The organism is Providencia sp. TYF-12, assembly GCF_041344805.1.
In the GTDB taxonomy this organism is placed as follows: domain Bacteria; phylum Pseudomonadota; class Gammaproteobacteria; order Enterobacterales; family Enterobacteriaceae; genus Providencia; species Providencia huashanensis.
This window is the reverse complement of record NZ_CP166833.1, coordinates 1569213-1591262: the sequence shown is the minus strand read 5'-3', so window position 1 is coordinate 1591262 and position 22050 is coordinate 1569213. Positions and strand designations below refer to the sequence as shown.

The window sequence follows — 22050 nt, the reverse complement described above, 5'->3', positions numbered from 1 at the left end:
TGGGGTAATAAAGTAACAAAGTATTCACTATCTGTCCATAAAGACCTTGCGCTAAATCATAAAATCCTGCAAATCTTAACAATTTTTTTTAATATTTAGCATGATTTGATAACTTAATAACCAATCACATATGAATATTTTTAACATTAAAACCGATTTTTTATGCTAAAAAACAAAAGCTGAAGCGTTAAAGTAAGTCATTATTTAAATTTAAATTCATATTTTTTGAATAAATAATCGATAATAAAAACCAACTTATATTCAGGCTCTAAAAAACACTATCTATTGTAATGAAAATGTTAACAAAAGAGTTAACCCTGACTTAAGTGAAACACAGTGTGTTGATAACACACTTTTTTTACCATAAAACTTCAGAATAAAATGGAAGTAATGAATAGAATAACACGCTAATATTTCAATATTGCGGATAGGCGCAAGCCTATTTATTCAGTTTAATCATGGGGCGACAAAAATAATGAAATTTTACCGCCCTCCGATTCCACTAACCCTTTGATCTAATTAATTTTAACAGTAAAAGAAAGGCCAATTTATACTTTACTTTCAACAAAGCGCATTGATAAATCCATTGCTTTAATATGCTTAGTCAATGCCCCTACAGAAATAAAATCAACCCCTGTTTCCGCGAATTCCTTTATTGTATTTAATGTAACATCCCCTGAGACCTCAAGTGCTGCTTTCCCTGCGGTGAGTACTACGGCTTCTTTCATCATCATTGAAGTGAAGTTATCTAACATAATGATGTCAGCCTCTGCCTTCAAAGCACGTAATAGCTCAGCTAAACTTTCAACTTCGATCTCAATCGGTACATCAGGGTGAGCTTGGCGAGCTAACTCAACAGCGCGCTCAACAGACCCTGCGGAGATAATATGGTTCTCTTTTATTAGATAAGCGTCAGACAACCCTAGTCGATGGTTAAAACCACCGCCCATCAGCACAGCATACTTTAAAGCGGTTCTCAGCCCAGGTATGGTTTTACGGGTATCAAGCAGTTTAGCTTTCGTCCCCTCGATTTGTTTCACATACTGCGCGGTTACACTTGATACCGATGAAAGTGTTTGAATAAAGTTCAACGCAGTACGTTCGCCAGTTAATAAAATTTGTGATGGGCCATGCATCTCACACAATACTTGGTTTGGCGTAACAACTTCGCCATCTTGTACTTTCCAGTCAATTTTGACTTGCCCCCCTAGTTGAAGAAACACCTCTTCTAACCATTGTTTCCCGCAAAAGACCCCATTTTCACGGGTGATAATGCGTGCTGTCGCTTGAGTATCCGCATTCAATAACTGACCTGTTATATCCCTTTTATAATCAATGACCTGACCTAAATCTTCTTTCAGAGCAACACCAACCATAAATGGAATATCCGTATCCAATCTTGCCTGAAGAATTGTACGTCTTTGCTGTTCATCATAACGTCGTATAGGCATTTATAACTCCAAAATATGCACCCGTCTTATTTTATCTATGCTAATCTTTTCATTCGCAGATAACGAGTATTAACAAAAAAGAAAAGAGAATACTATGGATAACGATATGAAAATACATGATGGTTGGCTAAATAATGTGACTCATATCCCTTCCCCACACCACGACCAACGCCCTGAGAATGTTATTCCTTCTCTTTTGGTTATCCATAATATTAGCCTCCCCCCCGGTAGGTTTGGTGGACCTTATATTGATCAACTCTTTACAGGGAAGTTAAACCCTAAAGAACACCCCTTTTTTGAAGAAATCAAACACCTTCGTGTTTCTGCACACTGCTTAATACGCCGTGATGGTGCGATCGTTCAATATGTACCTTTTCATTTACGAGCTTGGCATGCAGGGCAATCTAGCTACCAAGGCAAAGAAAAATGTAATGATTTTTCAATTGGCATTGAGCTGGAAGGTACAGATTTTGAACCATTCACTGAAGCGCAATACCAGTCTCTTGCCCAACTAACCCAGTTGCTTATTTCTGTGTACCCATTAATTAAACATAATATTACTGGTCACAGTGATATAGCCCCTGAAAGGAAAACAGACCCAGGCCCATTTTTCGATTGGCAAAAATATAAAAATAAATTAAAACGTTAATAGTTATTATACTTAATTAACAGCTAATATTTTTATTTTAATATATATTAGCTGTTAATAGCACCGAACTTATCTTATATAACAATTCATTACCTAACACTGTTTTAAAAGCAATTCTTTTTTTATTGCGAAGCCACTCGAAAAAAATAATGTAACGCATCCTTTCACACTACAAAACTTACAAAACGCTTTCTATTTTTTTATTTATCGATAAGTTTATTAAAAAAAATTAATTATGATTAAACCTCACTAAACAAAAGAGGTTTTAATTATGAATCAGCAAGGTTTTTCTCTTATCGAAATAATGGTAGTCATCGCAATCATTTCTATACTTAGTGCTATTGCTATTCCTGGTTATCAAGGGTATATGCAAAAAGCTGCGATGACAGATGTACTACAAATGGTGCTCCCCTATAAAAGTAGTATAGAACTGTGTAGTTTTGAGCAAGGAAGTTTATCACAATGTAATAATGGAAATAATAACATACCTACTAATATAACAGGAAAGTACATTAGTAAAATAGAAGTAAAGTCTGGGGTTATTAAATTAACGGGTGATAAGTCACTATCAGCACTTAATATAACCTTAACACCGTCAATCCCAGCAAATAGCATGCCTTTTAAATGGTCAGTTCTTTGTGAAAGTAAAACTGATGCAAATTTAAAATCATTATGTGAAAAAACATTTGTATTTTAATTAGGAGTTTTCATGAACACACTCAAGGACAAGCAATATATTTTAAAAGAGTTAAAAAATATATGTGATAGAAACTATATGATCATAATTGATTATAATCACAAAAGGTTATCTATCGCTGTCGCAAAAAAGCCTAATGACAATTTAATTGCCACACTAAAATTTATTGCAAGTGTACCCGTTTGCTACGATATTTGGCCAAAAGAGAAAATCGACCATTATTTCAACAGTGAAATACATCAAATAAAAGAAGAAGAGACTCAATATCAACCTAAAGAGGCTGAGTCCCTTAATGTTAGCTCACCCGCTGTTGATTTTGTTGAGGACCTACTAAAAACCGCTGTTCATAAACGTTCATCGGACATCCATCTTGAACCTACCAAACAAGGGTTAAAGATTAGGTTGCGGGTTGATGGGAAATTATATTTTATCCCTTCCCCACCATATGAAATTAACAATGAAATCATTGCTCGTATAAAAATACTCGCAAAAATGAATATCGCAGAAAAACGGCGTCCACAAGATGGGCAAATGAGTTGGCATTTTGATGGGAAAAATTACAGTATCCGCCTATCAAGTATTCCAATTCTTCATGGTGAAAAACTAGTATTACGCATTTTGAATACACAGTTAAAATATTCTTTAGAGCACATTGGGATGTGCTCTTCCCTTCTTTCTTCACTACAAGACTATCTAAATCAGCCACAAGGGTTAATTTTAGTTACAGGCCCTACAGGTAGCGGTAAAACAGTAACGTTGTATAGTGCCCTTGAATATTTAAATAAGTCCTCTAGAAATATCTCAACCATCGAAGACCCAATTGAGATCCCTTTACAAGGGGTCAATCAAACTCAAGTCAATGAAAAATATGATCTTAGCTTCGCTTTTATTCTGAGAGCATTACTAAGACAAGACCCAGATATTATTATGATTGGGGAAATTAGAGATGAAGAAACCGCTAAAATTGCCACGCGTGCCGCACAAACAGGGCATTTAGTTTTATCAACATTACATACTAATTGTACCTTTAGTGCGATAGAGCGCATGAATCAGCTAGGCGTTAGTCATATTGAATTAAAATCGTGTTTAAAAATGGTAATAGCACAAAGGTTAGTAAGAAAGCTTTGCCCTTATTGTAAAGGAATTACAGCGCAGCCCGTTAAACTGAATGATGATCTAATTATTAATCAGTGGTCGTCTAAAGGGTGTGAGCTCTGCTTCTCTGGCTTTATGGGCAGAACCGCTATTTATGAGTATATCGATCAACCAAAGATAGGCAAATTATTTTCTGGTCAGCCCTCTAGCATAGAGGGTTTCGATAACTTATTTAAAGCGGGCCTAACTTTAGTTGAATCAGGTGAAACAACTCTGCAAGAAATTTATTCTGTTATTGGGCATGGAAAACTATAATTATGTTTATTTATTCATATATTGCTATTGACAGTAACAACAATTTAATTAAAAAAAACCTTTTAGCCAGTAGTAAGAAAAATGCTTTTTTGGCAATTACTAAAAATAACCTAACCCCATTAAAAATTAAATTTAAAATGATTTTTATTTTAAATCGTGAGAATATAGATTATCGAATACATTTCTTTCACCAATTAAGTATATTGGCATCTTCAGGTATTAACCTAGTTCAATGCCTAAAAATACTACTATCTAATTGCCACCTTCCTTATTGGCAAAATATGATAGAAAATTCAATTGACAACCTAGAAAAAGGCGATAAGCTTTCACAGCATCTAACTAAGCACCCTCTTATTTTTAATAACACAATAGTCAGCCTAATAATTGTTGCCGAAAAAACAGGGCGTTACGATGAAAGCTTTCAAGTTATTAGCACAATGTTAGAACACAATGAAAAAAATGCATTACTTATCAAAAAAGCAATGCGTTATCCAATCGCACTATCACTATTTTCAATCTTATTATTAATAATTATGATGTACTATGTTGTCCCTCAATTTGAAAATATATATGGTAATTTTCAACATGAATTACCTTTTGTTACTAAAGTTGTTATTTTTACCTCTGAATATATACAAGAAAAATCAATCATTCTGTTATTTATATTTTTCATTTTATCAGTATTAACAGTTAAATTTAAATTTACACTTAAATCTATTTTAAATAGAGTCATGATGCGCATACCATTACTCAAAGATTTAATACAAACCCATTACTTAAGCCTTTATTTTTTAACCATGCACTCAACATTAAGAGTCGGATTATCATTATCTGAATGCTTAAGTTGCACTATTCAAACTATCAGCAATTACCAATACAATAAAGATTGTAGGCAAATACAAACCTCTGTACACCAAGGGGAATTACTTTCTTATGCAATGAAGCACACTAAACTCTTCCCTGATTTATCTGTACAGCTACTCTCTATTGCTGAAGAGTCAGGAAAGCTTCAGTATTTCACCCAATATTTATTTAAATATTATTCAGAGCAATATCTATTTTTAACTGAAAAATCGCTCAAAAACCTAGAGCCTATTTTATTGGTTTTTATTGCAATTTTAGTCGGTACGATTATGTTAGCGATGTATTTGCCGATATTTAATTTAGGTAATGTAATAACTGGGTTATAACTTATTTTAATAAAGATACAATTGTTATATTTACAGAATATCAATATCATATGGCGTACTTTCACTAGTTATTTTTAACTAGTGAAATTAATACAAAATTGAGTAAAGACAAACTGATTGTTTCAGTGTAATCTATTTTTCTTCGATGAATAAATGAATAATTTTATGCCCTATATAGTTGCTTTGACAGGTGGTATTGGTAGCGGAAAGACAACGGTTGCAAACGAGTTTGCAAAATACGGTGTCCCTCTTGTCGATGCGGATGTCATCGCGCGTCAGGTCGTAGAGCCAAATACACCAGCATTAGAAACCATTAAATCTCATTTTGGTGAAGAGGTTATTCTCCCTAATGGCTCTCTCAACCGGCGTAAGCTCAGGGAAATTATTTTCTCTAACCCTAATGAAAAAAAATGGTTGAATGCACTGCTACACCCCCTTATTCAGCAAGAAACACAAAAGCAATTCCAACAAGCAAATTACCCTTACGTGCTCTGGGTTGTTCCATTATTAATTGAAAATAATATTTATCATTTGGCTAATAGAGTGTTAATTGTAGATGTAACACCCGAAGAACAAATTCAGCGAACCCTGAAAAGAGATAATACCAGTCTTGAGCAAATAACGAATATACTAAATGCGCAGGTAAGCCGTGAAAAACGTCTATCTTATGCCGATGACATAATTACAAACCACACTAACGATACAGATATTTCAGATAAGGTAGCAATTCTACACAATCAATATTTAGCATTAGCAAAAATAAAAAAATAGGAATAAAAATGGGCGAACTAATTGCAACAAATTTTATTACTTATGAGTATCCGATGAATGAAAAGATCCGTTCATGGTTGCGCCTTGAAACACTTTTATCTCAAATTTATGAGCTTAGTAATATTACCTCTTATTCTTCAGGTATCGCTTTTTTTCGCTCTGTTTCAGAATTAATTGAAATTCTCGATAGAGGGGAAGTTCGTTCTGAGCTAATTAAAGAACTTGAAAAACAACGGACTCGGTTATCCAATTGGGCTGAAGCCCCTAACGCAGATAATGAATTGATTTCCTCATTATTAGAACAATTATCCGGTAAAATTTCCCATTTAATGTCTGCGCCTCGTTTTGGTCATCACTTACGTACAGATAAAATTATTAGTATGGTGCGCCAACGCCTAAGCATTCCTGGAGGATGCTGTAGTTTTGATCTTCCTACATTACAACTCTGGTTAAATATCCCTCAAGTTGAACGGGATAAAGCGATTAACGGCTGGCTACAAAGTATTGAGCCTCTAAATGACGCATTAAAAACTGTTCTTACTTTAATTCGGCAAAGTGGAAAATTCGAAGTCAGAGAGTCTAATAATGGCTTCTACCAAGATAATGTAGAAGGCAAAGAATTGTTGCGTATCAAGCTATCTACAGAATACCTGATTTACCCGCAAATCTCAGGGCACAAAACACGGTTTGCTCTACGTTTCCTGCATATTGACAGTGAGAATGGTATACTACCAGACGTAATTAATTTTGAATTATCCTGTTGCTAGCTAGAGTTATAATTTATGAGTGAAATTATTGAGGTAAATTGCCCCACATGCAAAAAAATAGTGGTCTGGGATGAAACTAGCCCTTATCGACCTTTTTGCAGTAAACGTTGCCAACTTATTGATCTTGGTGAATGGGCAAGTGAAGAAAAACGCATTGCGAGTCAAGGTGACATATCTGACAGCGATGATTGGAGTGAACAACCCGATAAGTAATATCTATAATTTAGGTGGAAAATACAAAATATGGTGATTATCCCCTTATGTATTTTCCACTTACTATGCTTTCAGGTACGATTCTTTATGTTTAGTCCTCAATTCGTACCGGACTAAAAACTACCCGATTTTACCTTAGCATATCAACAATAACACGGTTTGCTGGCGGGAATTCATCCGCAACCAGATCTTGTTGAGCAACCCAACGTGAAACCTGCCCTTCTTTACCATAAGGTTCATTATCCCATTCGGAAACCATAAAGAAGTAAAGTGTAATAAACCGATCATCAAACTCATGGTCAACGCGGTGAAATAATTCACTTTGAGTGACAATAATGCCAACTTCTTCTTCAAGTTCACGGATTAATGCCGCTTCTGGTAATTCTCCTTTTTCAAGCTTGCCGCCCGGAAACTCCCAAAAACCAGCCATGTGAGTACCTTCTGGGCGTTTAGTAATAAAAATTTGCTGCTGTGAATTGCGTATAATCCCAGCTGCAATATGCAAATGTTTTTTTTCCATTATTTCTTCACCAAAAAGGCGGGTACCCCCGCCTTTTTTATAGTATTGATATTTTTAACAACGAATTAGTTTAAGCGGCCATGGCATTGCTTATACTTTTTACCTGAGCCACAAGGACATGGGTCATTACGACCGATTTTATGGCCTTGTGTTGCTATTTTGGCTTCAGTTTCAGTCATTAAAGATTCCGAACCTGCTTCGTGACTAAGTTGTTGTTTCTTCGCTAAACGCTCTGCTTCTTCACGGCGCTGTTGTTCTAAAGCTTCGACCTCTTCAGGTAAACGAACTTGTACTTTAGATAACGTACTGATCACCTCATATTTCAGTGCTTCAAGCATATTTGCAAACATGCTGAAAGACTCACGTTTATATTCTTGTTTCGGGTCTTTTTGGGCATAACCACGTAAATGAATACCTTGACGTAAATAATCCATTGAAGCTAAATGCTCTTTCCATAAGGTATCTAATGTTTGCAACATTACCCCTTTTTCAAAGTTACGCATTGCTTCTGCACCGACAATTTCTTCTTTGCGATCATAAACTTCAATGGCTTTTGCCATGATACGTTCACGCAATGTTTCCTCGTGCAGTTCTGGTTCTTTATCTAACCACTCTTTGATTGGTAAATCGAGGTCAAAATCATTAACTAAACGCTGATGTAGCCCTTCAATATCCCACATTTCTTCTAATGACTGCGGAGGAATATATGCATCCATTGTTGTTGTGAATACATCTTCACGAATGCTATCAACGGTTTCCTTGATATCACCACCATCCAACAATTCATTACGCTGAGTATAGATAGCACGACGTTGGTCGCTCGCTACATCATCATACTCAAGTAATTGTTTACGAATATCAAAGTTACGGCTTTCAACTTTACGTTGCGCATTCGCAATCGCTTTAGTGACCCATGGATGCTCTATTGCTTCACCAGGTTTCATCCCTAGTTTTTTCATCATCCCAGTGACACGGTCAGAGGCGAAAATGCGCATAAGTGCATCTTCCATCGATAAGTAGAAACGTGATGAACCTGCATCCCCTTGACGACCAGCACGGCCTCGTAACTGGTTATCAATACGGCGAGACTCATGACGCTCTGTACCAATGATATGTAAACCGCCGGATGCTAATACTGCATCATGACGAATTTTCCATTGGGCTTTGATTTCATCAATTTGTTCTTGAGTTGGGTCTTCCAAAGCGGCAATTTCAGATTGCCAGCTACCACCCAACATAATATCAGTACCACGCCCCGCCATGTTCGTTGCAATGGTGACAGCACCCGCTTGACCCGCATTGGCGATAATATCAGCTTCCATTGCGTGGAATTTAGCATTAAGAACATTGTGCGCAATCTTAGCTTTTTTCAATGCATTAGAAATTAGCTCTGATTTTTCAATCGAAATAGTACCGACCAGTACTGGCTGACCATTGGCAGTTCTTTCACGGATATCTTCAATAATTGCAGCGAATTTATCTGCTTCATTCATATAAACCAGATCAGGTAAATCTTTACGAACCATTGGGCGGTTAGTTGGAATAACGATGGTATCAAGTTTATAAATAGAGCTAAATTCAAACGCTTCTGTATCTGCGGTACCCGTCATACCGGCTAGTTTTTCATACAAACGGAAGTAATTTTGGAATGTTATAGACGCGAGTGTCTGGTTTTCATTTTGGATTTCAACACCTTCTTTCGCTTCAACAGCTTGGTGCAAACCATCAGACCAACGACGCCCTTCCATTGTACGACCTGTATGTTCGTCGACAATAACAATTTGGCCATCTTTTACAATATAATCAACGTCTAACGTAAATAAAGCATGCGCACGTAAGCCAGCCATAACATGGTGCATTAACATAATGTTAGATGGAGAATATAACGACTCTCCTTCAGCCATTAAGCCTTCTTTTGCCAATAACTCTTCGATTAATACTAGCCCACGCTCAGTAATGGTAACTTGACGTGCCTTTTCATCAACCGAAAAATGACCTTCCCCTTGGAAAGTATCGGAGTCTTCTTTTTCTTGGCGTTGCAGATGTGGAATTAGTTTATCCACTTTTTGGTACAATTCTGAGCTATCTTCAGCAGGACCTGAGATAATTAGAGGTGTACGAGCTTCATCGATAAGAATTGAGTCAACCTCATCCACTAAAGCATAATGAAGCTTACGTTGAACGCGTTCTTCAGGACTAAACGCCATGTTGTCACGTAAGTAGTCGAAGCCAAACTCGTTATTAGTTCCATAAGTAATATCCGCAGCATACGCTTCGCGTTTCGCTGGAGGAGCCATACCCGGTAAGTTAATACCCACCGTTAAGCCTAAGAACTCAAATAATGGGCGGTTATTTTCCGCATCTCGTTTTGCTAAGTAGTCGTTTACTGTTACAACATGGACACCTTTGCCACTTAATGCGTTAATATATGCAGGTAACGTTGCGGTAAGTGTTTTACCTTCACCTGTGCGCATTTCAGCGATACAGCGTTCATTCAGTACCATCCCACCAATTAGCTGTACATCAAAGTGTCGCATACCAAATACACGTCGACTCGCTTCACGTACCGTAGCGAACGCTTCAGGAATGATGCTTTCTAAGCTTTCGTTTTTCTCTAGACGCTCACGAAACTCAATTGTTTTAGCTTTTAGTTCATCATCCGATAACTTTTCGAAATCAGGCTCTAAACGGTTAATTTTTTCAACTTCTTTGCGTAAGCGGCGTAGTGTGCGGTCGTTACGGCTACCAAAAACTTTGGTTAGGATCTTTGTTAACATATCTTTAATCTCTAATATATCAATTAGTTATTTAATTTTTTATTCATTGTTATGCCATAAAATAATACAGCGATATCTGCTGATACTTTATGAGGGAGATTAAGAAGTTAACGGCCCTGCACGAATACCATGGACTTGTGCCACCCACATCGCAGGTTGGTAAGAAATAAAGTGAGGGTAATCATAATGATTAACTTGAACAACACGTTCATCCCACTGAAGTGAACGCTGAGCCAACATGGCATACAACGTATCTAACATCAATTGTGGTACAATAAGTTGTTCTGATTCTTTTTTGGCCGTACTTGCATCGTCATCTTCGGTTGCTGAAAAGGCAAAAGTTAACTGACGGATGACATTTCTTACCGCATGTTGCTGCCAATAATTAACCGAAAAAGAGGATGAGGATGAAGAACGTTGAGAATTTTGCTGAGCAAATAAATTATCAAACGCATTAACCGCCTGACTTTGGCGATTAACTGGTGAAGAGTTAATTTGTGTTAATTGAGACTCAGATAATGCATTTAAAATTGTAGGCAAGCCGACACCCGTGGCAACCACACCTAATAATAGGTGGGACCAAAAGTATTTTCTACCAAGTTGTCGCCAAAAATTTAAAATGCCCATTAAACTCTTATATCATCAATTCGTGACAATGCTATTATCTGTCTATACGTTTTATCATTGTACATTGTTAGCTGGAGCCAAAAATGAGAGATAGTCATCCCCAAGCACTTTTTGATGTTCTTGAAGGGTCATTGGCAACATCATCGAACACGTTGCAGACAATTCAGCGCAATGCAAAAGCCATTGTTAAACTGAACCGTGCAGTAAAAGGCTTACTTCCTAGTGAAATCAAACCAATGTGCCGTGTTGCAAACTACCGTAACAATGTTATGGTCCTCGAAGTGGCTAATGCCAGCTGGATGACCCGCCTTAATTATGAAAAAATAAACCTTCTTTCTGCATTAAGGACATCTATTCTACCATCTTTATCTTCTATCGACATCAGAATCAATCCCGATCTAATGCGAAAATCGAAGCAAAATAGTTCAGTAACTAAGCAAACAGACTCAACAAGTCAAAAAATGAACAACCGTCAGATAAGCACGCAAACAGCACTAACATTATTAAAATTAGCGGAGAATAGCCCAAAAGGGTTAAAAGAAAGGTTTGAGCGGCTGGCTGCACTAGCCGGAGAGAGTACTAGCACAGCCAACAGAAAGGGCTAACCCCGATTATTTTCGGTGATAGCCGCATAACCAACGTTATGCGTATACAGCTGAAGGGGCTTTAAATGCCACTGGCAATTGAGCTTCATCTTCAAAGGTAACAAGATCCCAAGCGGACTCTTTCGCTAAAACCGCTTGTAGAAGTTTGTTATTCAGTGCATGACCAGATTTGAACGCAGTAAATGCGCCAATAATGTTATGCCCACACATGAATAAGTCACCTATTGCATCCAACATTTTGTGACGAACGAATTCATCTTCAAAACGTAAGCCATCTTCGTTAAGAACTTTATAGTCATCAACAACGATAGCGCAGTCGAAACTACCGCCTAAGCATAAGCCTTTTGATTGCAGATATTCAATATCACGCATAAAACCAAAAGTACGTGCTCGGCTGATTTGATTAACAAATGATTCCGCAGAGAAATCAAGTGAATAGCGTTGTGTGCTGCTATCAATAGCCGGGTGTTGGAAATCAATAGTGAAATCAAGACTAAACCCATTATAAGGTTTCATCTCTGCCCATTTATCACCATCTTCAACACGTACAGTTTCTTTAATACGCAAAAATTTCTTTGCACAATTTAACTCTTCGATACCGCCATCAAGCAGTAAGAAAACAAATGGTGCTGCACTGCCATCCATAATAGGGATTTCAGGCGCATTGACTTCAATAACAATGTTATCGATACCTAACCCTGCTAAGGCAGCATTCAAATGCTCAACAGTTGAAATACGTACGTTATCTTCGTTGACTAAGCAAGTACATAACATAGTATCGCGAACTGATTTCGCATCTGCCGGAAAATCAACCGGTGGATTAAGGTCAGTACGACGGTAGATGACCCCGGTATTGGCCGGCGCTGGACGTAAAGTAAGCGTAACTTTTTTGCCGGTATGTAGACCGACACCAGTCGCTGTAATTATACGTTTTAATGTCCTTTGTTTGATCATCGTATTTTTCTCGCAATGTTATAAGTCCTACTGATTATCTTACAGGATAACCAGTAGGAAATTTTAGCACAAAAAGCGGAGAAACCAATATAAATTAAAATTAATCGGCCTGCTTACGCAAGAACGCAGGAATATCAAGATAATCTGGTTCTTTATTTGTTTGCGTATTTTGGTCATTAACCGCTTTAGCTGCTGGTTTCTCTTCTGTTAATGAAGACATGCTATTTTGCATTTGCTGATAACGTTGCTCCATTGACGTCTGCTGAGACATCTTATTGCTGACTAAGGTAATTTCAGGGCGTTTGTCCATACCAATACCCGTAGCAACAACAGTGACGCGCAGCTCTTCGTGCATTTCTGGGTCTAGAGAAGTACCGATTACTACCGTCGCATTATCAGATGCGAAAGCACGGATAGTATTACCTACCGTCTCAAACTCATCCAAGCGCAGGTCGAAACCAGCGGTGATGTTAACCAACACACCACGCGCACCAGACAGGTCGATATCTTCAAGTAGTGGGCTAGAAATGGCCATTTCAGCCGCTTCTTCTGCTCTATCTTCACCACGAGCGACACCTGAACCCATCATCGCGTAGCCCATTTCTGACATGACTGTACGTACGTCAGCGAAGTCTACGTTCATCAAACCTGGGCGTGTAATCAGTTCAGCGATACCTTGTACTGCACCTTTAAGTACGTCATTTGCCGCACCAAAAGCATCTAGTAACGAGATACCACGACCAAGTACTTTCAATAATTTATCATTTGGGATGGTGATCAGTGAGTCTACGTGTTTTGATAACTCAGTAATCCCCGCTTCTGCAAATGCCATGCGCTTTTTACCTTCAAAATTGAAAGGCTTAGTCACAACAGCAACTGTCAGAATACCCAGTTCTTTGGCTACCTCGGCAACAACTGGAGCAGCCCCAGTTCCTGTACCACCGCCCATACCTGCTGCGATAAAGACCATATCTGCGCCATCTAATGCATTACGCAGAGCTTCACGATCTTCTTCAGCGGCATTACGGCCGACTTCAGGGTTTGCGCCAGCACCCAGACCTTTGGTAATACCTGTACCGATCTGGATAGTTTGTCCAACTGCGGTTTTACGCAGTGCCTGTGCGTCTGTATTGACAGCGAAGAACTCAACGCCTTCAATACGTTCACGCACCATGTGTTCAACGGCATTACCGCCGCCGCCCCCAACGCCGATGACTTTAATCACCGCATCGTTGGTTAGCTCCATTGGTTCAAACATAATGTCTCTCCGTTTTGTGCTTACTACTTTTGAAGCTAATAATATGCTTCTTTATAAAAATTAAAATTCTTTTCTCAGCCAGCTAGTTATTTTACTAAACCACCCGCTCACTGATGCTCGTTTTTCTATTTCGGTATCATCGCCTAAATGGCTTTCTTTACCGTAGTGCAGAAGCCCAACCGCAGTTGAATAGTATGGCTCCTGCGCATAATCCGTTAATCCTGTGATGTTGAGCGGTGTACCAATTCGCACTTGCGTATGGAACACTTTTTGAGCACATTCGACTAAACCATCGATTTGAGCTGCTCCACCAGTCAACACGATACCAGCGGCCAAATGGTGTTTGACACCTTGTTGGCGTAACTGTTCCTGTAAATTTAAAATTTCTTCATTTACTAAGTTTAACAGCTCAGTATACCGTGGCTCGATAACTTCTGCTAAGGTTTGACGCTGTAAACTTCTAGGTGGACGACCACCCACACTAGGCACTTCTACGGTCTCATCTTTACTGACAATCGAACCTACTGCACAACCATGACGCACTTTGATTGCCTCTGCATCTGTTGGCGGTGTTCCGAAAGCATAAGCGATATCACTAGTCACCACATTACCTGCGTATGGAATAACCTTAGTGTGGCGTAAAGCGCCCCCCGTATAAACTGCCATATCCATTGTACCGCCACCAATATCGACGACACAAACACCTAACTCACGCTCATCTTCAGTTAACACGCTATAGCTTGCAGCAAGACCCGCAAAAATAAGCTGATCGACTTTTAACCCACAACGCTCAACTGCTTTGACGATGTTCTTCGCCATATCATTATGGCAGGTGATCAGATGTACTTTGGCTTGCATACGTACACCCGATAACCCAACCGGATTTTTAATCCCTTCTTGGTAATCTATCGCGAACTCTTGTGGAATTACGTGCAATATTCTGTGTTCATCACGAACACGAACTGATTTTGCAGTATGTACCACACTATCAACATCTTCTTGTGTCACTTCTTCTTCTGAAACTGGCACCATACCAATTTCATTTTGGCAGCTAACATGCTTACCCGATAACGCAAGATATACTGAAGATATTTGGCAATCTGCCATTAATTCGGCCTGATCAATCGCTCTTTGGACACATTTTACCACTGATTCAAGGTCGTTTACGCCACCTTTGTCCATTCCGCGAGATGGACAACTTCCCACCCCAATAATATTAACCATACCATCGGGCAGAATTTCGCCAACAAGGGCTGATACCTTGGAAGTTCCAATTTCAAGGCCTACCACTAATTTTCTGTCCGTTGCTTTAATCATTTCTTCTGCCTAATTAGAGTTATTAGTCATTATTGTAAACTCGGTGGAGCATCGACCAATAGTGGTGCCCAACCCACCGCAGCACCACTGGTATAACGTAAGTCAACATAATCAACTCGTTTATCCGTCGTTTGCTGCAAAAGCGGATAAAGTTCAAGGAACCTGTTTAGCCGCTCTGAAACATCTTTTTTACCCAGTTCAATTCTGACATCGTTGTCTAAAATAATTTGCCATGCATGCCTAGCAGTCATAGAGAGTGACTTTAGTTTTAAGTTATGTGCAGCTAATGTATTCTTAAATACTGCAAATTCTTTAAGAACTTCTTTTTGGCTACCTTGTGGGCCATACAGCAACACATAGTCGCCTTTCCCATTTTCGCTGACCGGTAAACTAAATACCCGCCCCTCTCCATCTACCATGTTTTGATCATTCCACCTTGCAAATGGACGATACTCAACAATGTGAATCTTTAATTCGTCAGGCCATTGTTTGCGCACTGTAACTTGGCGTATCCAAGGCATCATGCTTATTTGATTTTGGATAGCATTGACATCAACTGTCATAAACGTACCCGGTTGCCCTAATGCTAAAATTGCCTTTCTAACATCATCATTTTTGGTGTAATGACGCTCCCCTGTTAGAACCAACTTAGACATTGGTAGCCTATCTGCATCTTTCATCCATGTCGTTACCATCCAACCACTCCAAATGATAGTACTTACAACAATTAGGAAGAAAAATAACCCACCTAAAAATGCACCATTACTTGGCCCTGAACTTGGGTCTTCATCGTTCTTATGGTTATGATGTTTAACGTTTAATGCTGCCTGCGACATATCAACGAGCCAATTTCAGAATTTGCACAACTAACTCAGAAAACCCCATACCTGCTTGACGTGCGGCCATTGGTACTAGGCTATGGCTAGTCATGCCTGGTGAGGTATTCACTTCTAATAAATAGAACTGACCGTCACTATCTTGCATTACATCCACTCGCCCCCAGCCTTCACATCCTATTGTCTGATATGCATTCATTGCTAACTCAGACAACTCAGATTCCGTTTGTTCATCTAAACCACTTGGGCAAAAATATTGCGTTTCATCTGACAGATATTTTGCTTCATAGTCATAAAAAATACCCGGTGGTTGAATACGGATGGACGGTAATGTCTTATCACCTAATATTGCAACCGTAAATTCTGGGCCACTAAGCCATTTTTCTATCAACACTGTATCGTCAAACTGAAATGCCAATTCTAATGCTGAAGACAATGTCTCTAAACTGTCGACTTTACTCATCCCAACACTGGAACCTTCTAAACTTGGCTTAACAATAAGTGGTAAACCGAGTTGTTGAACCTTTTCGATAACTTGTTCATGGGAAGCTTGGGTATACTGCTGCTGAGTCAAGTATACATACGGAGACACACTTAACCCTGCCCCTTCCCACAATTGTTTTGTTCTTAGCTTGTCCATGCTGAGTGCCGAGGCCATTACACCGCTACCAGTATAAGGTAGGTTTAAAAATTCCAATAACCCCTGTAATGTTCCGTCTTCACCGCCACGACCATGTAACGCAATAAATACTTTATCGAAACCTGCATTTCTCAGTGTTTCAACAGGAAAATCTTTGGTATCAATAGGATGAGCATCAATACCTGCTTGACGTAACCCTGTCAGCACAGCACTCCCTGACTGAAGTGAAACCTCACGTTCAGCGGATGTCCCTCCTAATAAAACCGCAACTTTCTCTGCCATATTTATTCCTCAACCATCGGCGGCTGTAATTTCGTTTCCGCTAGGTTTTTTGCTATTTTACCAATATTTCCTGCGCCTTGAACTAAAATTAAATCATTTTCATCAAGAGTTTGAGCTAGGATGTGTGGTATTTGTTCAACGTCGGCAACATAAATAGGATCAATCTGACCGCGACCACGAATTGTTCTACATAATGAGCGGCTATCAGCCCCCGGAACATGCTTCTCACCAGCAGAATACACATCTAACATCAGTAATATATCAACTTGCCCCAGCACATTAACAAAATCATCGTATAAATCACGCGTACGTGTATAGCGATGAGGCTGAAAAATCATAACAATACGTTTATCTGGCCAACCTGCTCTTGCTGCTTTAATGGTGGCGTCAACTTCTGTTGGATGATGACCGTAGTCATCAACTAACATCACTTCGCCTTCCTTACCATTCACATTGCGTAATGCGAAATTACCTAGGAAATCAAAACGACGCCCAGTGCCTTGGAACTCTACCAGCGCAGACAAAATATGTAAGTCATCAATGCCTTCCTCAGTTGCCACAGCAACCGCAGCCGTTGCATTCAATGCATTGTGACGCCCCGGCGCATTAAGTACGACAGTCAGTTCTGGCATCCCTTCACGCGCAATGGTGAAAAAACCTTGATTACCTTTTTGTTCATATTTTGTGATACGCACATCAGCATCTTCACTAAAACCATAAGTCGTTATATAACGACCAATTTTGGGTAATAATGAACGAATTACAGGGTCATCAATACACATGACTGCACGGCCATAAAATGGCAAATTATGTAAGAAGTTAATGAACGTATTGGTTAAATTATCAAAGTCACCTTGATAAGTATCCATATGGTCAGCTTCAATATTCGTGACGACCGCAACTAACGGTTGTAAGTGCAAAAATGAAGCATCGCTTTCATCAGCTTCAGCAATTAAGTAACGGCTACTGCCTAAGCGAGCATGTGTCCCTGCTGATTTAACTAAACCGCCATTCACAAAGGTTGGGTCTAAACCTGCTTGCGCATAAATCCCAGAAATCATTGCTGTCGTTGTTGTTTTGCCATGAGTCCCTGCAACAGCAATACCATGACGATAACGCATTAGTTCAGCTAACATTTCTGCACGGCGAATAACAGGAATACGTAACTCTTTTGCTGCTTGAATTTCAGGGTTCTCACTGGAAATAGCTGTAGAAACTACAACCACACTCGCATTTTCAACATTTTCGGGGCGATGGTTAAAATAAATTGTTGCGCCCAATTCGGTTAACTGTTGAGTCACTGCATTTGGTGCTAAATCAGAACCACTAATTTCATAACCTTCATTTGCCAACACTTCAGCGATACCACCCATGCCGGCACCACCGATGCCAACAAAATGGATGTGCCTAACTCTTCTCATTTCTGGCACTGATATTCTTAATTTCGCTAATTGTTGTGTATTCACTATATTTCTTCGCTTCTAATTAAATCGGTATCAATTATGGCTAAAATTATTTAGCCACTTCGCAAATAACAGCAGCAACGCGTTCCGTTGCATCAGTTATTGCACAATCATGGGCTTTTTGCGCCATCGACAGTAACGTTGCCCTATCCCACTGTTCAAGTAGGTTCGCCACAGCATCAGCCGTAAATTGCGGCTGTTCTAATATTTTAGCGGCCCCTGCTTTTTCTAGCGGCAGTGCATTCCAATATTGCTGGCGGTCTTTATGCTGAAAAGGAACAAAAATGGCAGGTAAACCTGCGGCTGCAACTTCACTTACTGTCAATGCACCTGAGCGGCAAACAACAATATCTGCCCAAGCATAAGCTTGCGCCATATCGTCAATAAATTCAGTAACTTTATACTCGGAATTACCCGAAACTTGCAGGTGTTCATTATACAATGCTTCAGTAGAACCTTTACTACCTTTTCCAGCCTGATGCCAAATATTTAACTGCTTGCTTGTTTTTTCAGCCACTAAAGGCATAACTTGGTTTAAAATTCGCGCCCCTTGGCTACCACCGATAACCAACACACGTATTGCGCCATCTCTACCCGCCAAACGGATTTGTGGGGCTGGTAAAGCTAAAACATCTTCACGGACGGGGTTGCCAACCACAGGTGCATTTGGAAATGCCCCCGGAAAAGCTTGTAATACACGCTTAGCTATTCGAGATAACCATTTATTCGTTAAACCAGCTATGCCATTTTGTTCGTGCAAAACAACCGGAACCCCACACTGCCATGCTGCAATTCCCCCCGGACCGGAGACATAGCCCCCCATCCCTAAGACTGCATCGGGTTGATACTGTTTAATAATGGCCTTAGCTTGACGGATCGCTTTGTAAATCCGCCAAGGTGCACCGACCAATGCCGCAATCCCTTTTCCCCTTAAACCCGATATCTGAATAAACTCGATATCAATGCCATGTTTAGGTACTAATGTAGCTTCCATACGATCAGCGGTGCCTAACCAACGAATTTCCCAGCCCTGAGCCTGCAAATAATGCGCCACAGCTAGACCAGGAAAAACATGTCCCCCTGTTCCACCGGCCATGACGAGTAGTTTTTTTGCCTGACTCATTTAACGCTCCTTACAAACGCCTGTGCTTTTTCAAGACGTGTTTCAAAATCAATTCGTAATAATATTGCTATCGCAGCAGCCATAACCAGTAAACTTGAACCACCATAACTAATTAATGGTAATGTTAACCCTTTCGTTGGCAGCATACCGGATGCCGCACCGACGTTGACAAGTGCTTGGAAAGTAAACCAAATCCCAATTGAGCACGCTAAATAACCACCAAACAGTTGATTTGACATTAATGCGCGGCGACCAATCATCATCGCCCTGAATGCCAACATAAATACCATTAGCAGAACCAGTACCACGCCTAAATAACCCAGCTCTTCGGCTAAAACTGAAAAAATAAAATCCGTATGCGCTTCGGGCAAATATTCCAATTTTTGTACTGAATTACCTAACCCCTGACCAAACATTTCCCCACGACCAAAAGCCATCAAGGATTGCGTTAACTGATAACCACTACCAAACGGGTCATCCCATGGGTTTAAGAAAGAGGTAACACGTCGCAAACGATATGGTTCAAACCAAATCAATGCTAATACCCCAACTGCACAAGCAGCGATCCCAATAATAAATGGTGCGAGCCTTGCCCCAGCTAAAAACAATAAACCAAGTGTCGTTACCACTAAAACAATGACGGTTCCTAAATCAGGCTGTAATAACAATAAAGAGGCCATAACGACCAAAATACACATTGGTTTGATAAAACCGAGGAAGCGTGTACGTACCTCATCTGATTTACGAACTAAATAACTAGATACATAGCAAAATAATGTAAATTTTGAGAGCTCCGCAGGCTGGATTTTTACCAACCCGATATCTATCCAGCGTGATGCACCATTAACCGAGCTGCCTGCGACAAGTACTACAACTAGCATGGCTAATGATGCCATCAGTAATATAAAGTTGTATTTTTCCCAAACTGCCATCGGAATACGCATTACACCTAGCGCTAAAATAAATGCAATGACGATATACACAACATCACGTTTAGCAAAATAGAATGGGTCTTCCGTTAAACGTTGCCCTACGGGCATCGACGCGGATGTCACCATAATGAAACCAACCGCAGCAAGACCGAATGCCAACCATACTAATGTACGGTCGTAAAGCGTTGAGCCTGAAATCACGCCATTTCTTTCACCAATGACCCAGTTTTTGATACGCAATGCACCCGGTATTGTCATTAACCTAACTCCTCGGCTAATTGAGCAAAGACAGCACCGCGCTGCTCAAAACTTTTAAATTGATCCAAACTTGCACAGGCAGGAGATAACAACACCATATCACCGGCTTTTAAATTTGGTGCAATTTGGCGTAAGCTTTGCTCCATGGTTTCTGTCAATACTGATTTTTCCGGCGCCAGCGCCGCCAATGTTTCACCATCGCGACCAAAACAATACAAACGGTAGTTATCCGCAGCAATATAAGGTTTGAGTGATGAAAAATCAGCAGACTTACCATCGCCACCTAATAATAAATACAAAGTGCCTTCAACATGTAACCCATTCAGCGCCGCTTCTGTACTACCAACATTAGTTGCTTTAGAGTCGTTAATCCAACGAACACCATGTTTAAATAGGACCAATTCAAAACGGTGTGCCAGCCCTGCATATTCTTTCAAGACTTGTACACTCGCTTTACGAGGAATATTAACTGCATCTGCCAAGGCTAATGCGGCTAACGCATTGAGGTAATTATGTTGGCCGGTCAGATGCATCTCGTTAACATCCAACAGTTGCTCACCTTTAGCCACTAACACACGTTTTTGGGTATCAAAGAAATAATCACCGTTATTTAAACCAAAACTGATGCATTCATCTTGTGTTAGGTTTTCGGGTAATGTCAGCGCATCTTGCCCATTCACAATGCAGTTTTCAGCTTGATGATAAATTTTCAATTTTGCTGCGCGATACTGCACTAGCCCCAATGGATAGCGATCCATATGGTCTTCACTAATATTCAATACCGTTGCAGCAGCCGCTTTTAAACTGGATGTCGTTTCCAGTTGAAAGCTTGATAGCTCTAAAACATAGAGAGCATGCCCTGCATTCAGTAATGAAAGTGCAGGAATACCTATATTGCCACCAACGCCGACTGAAACCCCGGCGGCTTTTGCCATTTCACCCACAAGTGAGGTAACCGTACTTTTACCATTCGACCCCGTAATAGCCACTATCGGAGCATCGGCTTCACGGCAAAAGAGTTCAATGTCACCCACAATTTCGATGCCGTTTTGTGCAGCTTGCTGCAATTGCGGTGTTGCTAAAGCAATACCAGGGCTTGCAACAATTAAATCCGCTTCTTGTAGCCATGAGTTATTCAAACTACCGCTATGGCACACCACATTTACAGGAAGTTTATCAACACCGGGCGGTACGGTTCGGGTATCCATCACACGCGGCACAACGCCACGCTCAATGAAAAAATGAACGCAGGATAGGCCTGTTACCCCAAGACCTATAATAACCACATTCTTACCCTGATAATCGACCAT

Annotated in this window: 21 protein-coding genes; 8 read left to right on the top strand and 13 right to left on the bottom strand. The window is 39.8% G+C overall.

What is annotated here, in order from left to right; all coding sequences use genetic code 11:
- Positions 1-548: 548 nt before the first annotated feature.
- Complete coding sequence (gene nadC, locus ABE954_RS07040) at positions 549-1451, bottom strand: carboxylating nicotinate-nucleotide diphosphorylase (protein WP_042845085.1); 903 nt, start codon at positions 1449-1451, stop codon at positions 549-551.
- A 94-nt stretch (positions 1452-1545) separates the two neighbouring features.
- On the opposite strand from nadC, the gene ampD reads away from it, so the two are divergent.
- The 7 genes from ampD (at position 1546) to yacG (ending at position 7148) form a co-directional block, all read left to right on the top strand.
- A complete protein-coding gene (gene ampD, locus ABE954_RS07035; protein WP_042845086.1) occupies positions 1546-2100 on the top strand; it encodes a 1,6-anhydro-N-acetylmuramyl-L-alanine amidase AmpD in 555 nt (184 codons plus the stop codon).
- Between the two features lie 271 nt (positions 2101-2371).
- On the top strand, positions 2372-2797 hold the full coding sequence (ppdD, locus tag ABE954_RS07030) for a prepilin peptidase-dependent pilin (RefSeq protein ID WP_042845088.1): 426 nt from the start codon (positions 2372-2374) through the stop codon (positions 2795-2797).
- 12 nt (positions 2798-2809) lie between these two features.
- Positions 2810-4207, top strand: a complete 1398-nt coding sequence (locus tag ABE954_RS07025; RefSeq protein WP_210846931.1) for an ATPase, T2SS/T4P/T4SS family — start codon at positions 2810-2812, stop codon at positions 4205-4207.
- 2 nt (positions 4208-4209) lie between these two features.
- On the top strand, positions 4210-5397 hold the full coding sequence (locus ABE954_RS07020; protein WP_210846932.1) for a type II secretion system F family protein: 1188 nt from the start codon (positions 4210-4212) through the stop codon (positions 5395-5397).
- A gap of 165 nt (positions 5398-5562) precedes the next feature.
- Positions 5563-6168, top strand: a complete 606-nt coding sequence (gene coaE / locus ABE954_RS07015; RefSeq protein WP_042845092.1) for a dephospho-CoA kinase — start codon at positions 5563-5565, stop codon at positions 6166-6168.
- Between the two features lie 8 nt (positions 6169-6176).
- Complete coding sequence (gene zapD / locus ABE954_RS07010) at positions 6177-6935, top strand: cell division protein ZapD (RefSeq protein WP_042845094.1); 759 nt, start codon at positions 6177-6179, stop codon at positions 6933-6935.
- Between the two features lie 15 nt (positions 6936-6950).
- Positions 6951-7148: a DNA gyrase inhibitor YacG gene (yacG, locus tag ABE954_RS07005; protein ID WP_042845096.1), complete on the top strand. Its 198-nt coding sequence runs from the start codon at positions 6951-6953 to the stop codon at positions 7146-7148.
- A 130-nt stretch (positions 7149-7278) separates the two neighbouring features.
- Here yacG and mutT read toward each other — a convergent pair whose 3' ends face one another.
- The 3 genes from mutT to secM all read right to left on the bottom strand — a co-directional run bounded on the left by mutT (position 7279) and on the right by secM (position 11072).
- Positions 7279-7668 (bottom strand): 8-oxo-dGTP diphosphatase MutT, encoded by a 390-nt coding sequence (gene mutT / locus ABE954_RS07000; protein ID WP_042845097.1) that lies wholly within the window; start codon positions 7666-7668, stop codon positions 7279-7281.
- 65 nt (positions 7669-7733) lie between these two features.
- Positions 7734-10445 carry a preprotein translocase subunit SecA gene (gene secA, locus ABE954_RS06995; protein ID WP_042845099.1) on the bottom strand — a complete coding sequence of 904 codons (2712 nt, stop codon included), beginning with the start codon at positions 10443-10445 and terminating at the stop codon, positions 7734-7736.
- Positions 10446-10544: 99 nt separating this feature from the next.
- Positions 10545-11072, bottom strand: a complete 528-nt coding sequence (gene secM / locus ABE954_RS06990) for a secA translation cis-regulator SecM (protein ID WP_131680655.1) — start codon at positions 11070-11072, stop codon at positions 10545-10547.
- A gap of 83 nt (positions 11073-11155) precedes the next feature.
- On the opposite strand from secM, the gene ABE954_RS06985 reads away from it, so the two are divergent.
- Positions 11156-11677: a DUF721 domain-containing protein gene (locus tag ABE954_RS06985; protein WP_240133200.1), complete on the top strand. Its 522-nt coding sequence runs from the start codon at positions 11156-11158 to the stop codon at positions 11675-11677.
- A 36-nt stretch (positions 11678-11713) separates the two neighbouring features.
- Here the strand turns inward: ABE954_RS06985 and lpxC are convergent, their stop codons facing one another.
- From lpxC to murD, 9 genes are all read right to left on the bottom strand, one after another.
- Positions 11714-12631, bottom strand: coding sequence for a UDP-3-O-acyl-N-acetylglucosamine deacetylase (gene lpxC / locus ABE954_RS06980; RefSeq protein ID WP_042845110.1), 918 nt, complete (start codon positions 12629-12631; stop codon positions 11714-11716).
- Positions 12632-12731: 100 nt separating this feature from the next.
- Positions 12732-13889 (bottom strand): cell division protein FtsZ, encoded by a 1158-nt coding sequence (ftsZ, locus tag ABE954_RS06975; RefSeq protein WP_042845111.1) that lies wholly within the window; start codon positions 13887-13889, stop codon positions 12732-12734.
- A gap of 60 nt (positions 13890-13949) precedes the next feature.
- Positions 13950-15206, bottom strand: coding sequence for a cell division protein FtsA (gene ftsA, locus ABE954_RS06970; RefSeq protein ID WP_042845112.1), 1257 nt, complete (start codon positions 15204-15206; stop codon positions 13950-13952).
- Positions 15207-15235: 29 nt separating this feature from the next.
- Complete coding sequence (gene ftsQ, locus ABE954_RS06965) at positions 15236-16042, bottom strand: cell division protein FtsQ (protein ID WP_042845113.1); 807 nt, start codon at positions 16040-16042, stop codon at positions 15236-15238.
- Between the two features lies 1 nt (position 16043).
- Positions 16044-16964: a D-alanine--D-alanine ligase gene (locus ABE954_RS06960; RefSeq protein ID WP_371025810.1), complete on the bottom strand. Its 921-nt coding sequence runs from the start codon at positions 16962-16964 to the stop codon at positions 16044-16046.
- A gap of 2 nt (positions 16965-16966) precedes the next feature.
- Complete coding sequence (gene murC / locus ABE954_RS06955; RefSeq protein WP_042845115.1) at positions 16967-18430, bottom strand: UDP-N-acetylmuramate--L-alanine ligase; 1464 nt, start codon at positions 18428-18430, stop codon at positions 16967-16969.
- A 46-nt stretch (positions 18431-18476) separates the two neighbouring features.
- Positions 18477-19550, bottom strand: a complete 1074-nt coding sequence (murG, locus tag ABE954_RS06950) for an undecaprenyldiphospho-muramoylpentapeptide beta-N-acetylglucosaminyltransferase (protein WP_042845116.1) — start codon at positions 19548-19550, stop codon at positions 18477-18479.
- Entirely contained in the window at positions 19547-20740 is a 1194-nt protein-coding gene (gene ftsW, locus ABE954_RS06945; RefSeq protein ID WP_042845117.1) for a cell division protein FtsW, read from the bottom strand. The genes murG and ftsW overlap by 4 nt, the downstream gene beginning before the upstream one ends.
- Positions 20740-22050 carry a UDP-N-acetylmuramoyl-L-alanine--D-glutamate ligase gene (murD, locus tag ABE954_RS06940; protein WP_166687130.1) on the bottom strand — a complete coding sequence of 437 codons (1311 nt, stop codon included), beginning with the start codon at positions 22048-22050 and terminating at the stop codon, positions 20740-20742. Before murD ends, ftsW begins: the two co-directional genes overlap by 1 nt.